The organism is Porphyromonas levii, assembly GCF_018206105.1.
Classification (GTDB): Bacteria; Bacteroidota; Bacteroidia; order Bacteroidales; family Porphyromonadaceae; genus Porphyromonas_A; species Porphyromonas_A levii.
The window spans coordinates 1-1005 of sequence record NZ_JADRGN010000088.1; the positions used below are offsets into that span (position 1 = coordinate 1).

Annotated in this window: 2 protein-coding genes; both read left to right on the plus strand. The window is 36.4% G+C overall.

The window, feature by feature from the left end; translation table 11 throughout:
* Positions 1–451 precede the first annotated feature (451 nt).
* Entirely contained in the window at positions 452–625 is a 174-nt protein-coding gene (locus tag IX315_RS09590; RefSeq protein ID WP_018358118.1) for a hypothetical protein, read from the plus strand.
* A 147-nt stretch (positions 626–772) separates the two neighbouring features.
* The coding region (locus IX315_RS09595; RefSeq protein ID WP_211834183.1) for a hypothetical protein at positions 773–1005 on the plus strand (233 nt) is incomplete at its 3' end.

Here is a 1005-nt window from a genome sequence, read left to right on the forward strand (position 1 = left end):
GTTCACGACATACCGTAGAAGGAGACACATTAATGAGCTCTGCAATCTCTTTCTGTTTCATACCCTTTTTTGTAGCATTGGGAGATTGTGTACCTTTACTCAGGGGTTAGGTGTTTGTATTTCATAACTACCAACAAATTTATCTAATCCTGGGGAGATTTCGGTCTCCCCTTTTTATTCTTTGTCGGTACCTAAATCGACCACGCACCATCGTTTGCTGCTAAGCTCCCTAGCGGCCGCCTTCCCTTTGGGGGAGGGAGCGGCCGAGACAACACCTGCTATGCAACCATAAAAATTGCACTTCGATGTTGAATTTAGAATTAAGTAAATTGCACTTGGTGCTTGAACCTATGCTTAAAAACATAGGATGATTATTTTGATATTTGTTTAATTTTAACTACCTTGCATTCGGGAATAGTCCCATTAACATTTTAACACTTATGTTATTGCTATGAACAGAGAGACATTAACAACATCTGAAATGATGAACATCTCAGGAGGAGTTTCAAGGGAAGAGTATTGCAAAACTCTTATGAAGATTGTAATGGAAAACGATCTTGATGATGGAGCGATGGAAGGAGCAAGGCATGGCTATGAGAAATTCAATTGTGCTGAGTTTCTCTAATCACTAAAGTTTTAGTCACTAAGAAGTTCAGAGATTAAACTCTGCAACTTCGTTTTAATTGAATGGGGATATCTGTTTTTGAATAACAAGTTATGATTGGTCATAAACTATGATATAAAGACCTCATTATAATTCAGAGAAAACAAGATGATAAAAAAAGTATTCTTTGCACTTATGATTTGCTTGAGTATTGTGAATTTATTTGCACAAGAAGGTCATAAATCAATTGGGAAGAGTCAGTATGTAGTAACTTACAAGTTGATATATCAGACAGACACTATCAAAGGCACTACAAAAGATGATCGCTTTATGCTTCAGATTTCCGATAATGAAATGTCAAGATGGGTGAGCGAATATAGTTATCGTATGGATTCTATTTA

Bases quoted from the DNA above. Each gene is read 5' to 3' on its own strand.
- IX315_RS09590 (WP_018358118.1), top strand. From the start codon at position 452: ATGAACAGAGAGACATTAACAACATCTGAAATGATGAACATCTCAGGA.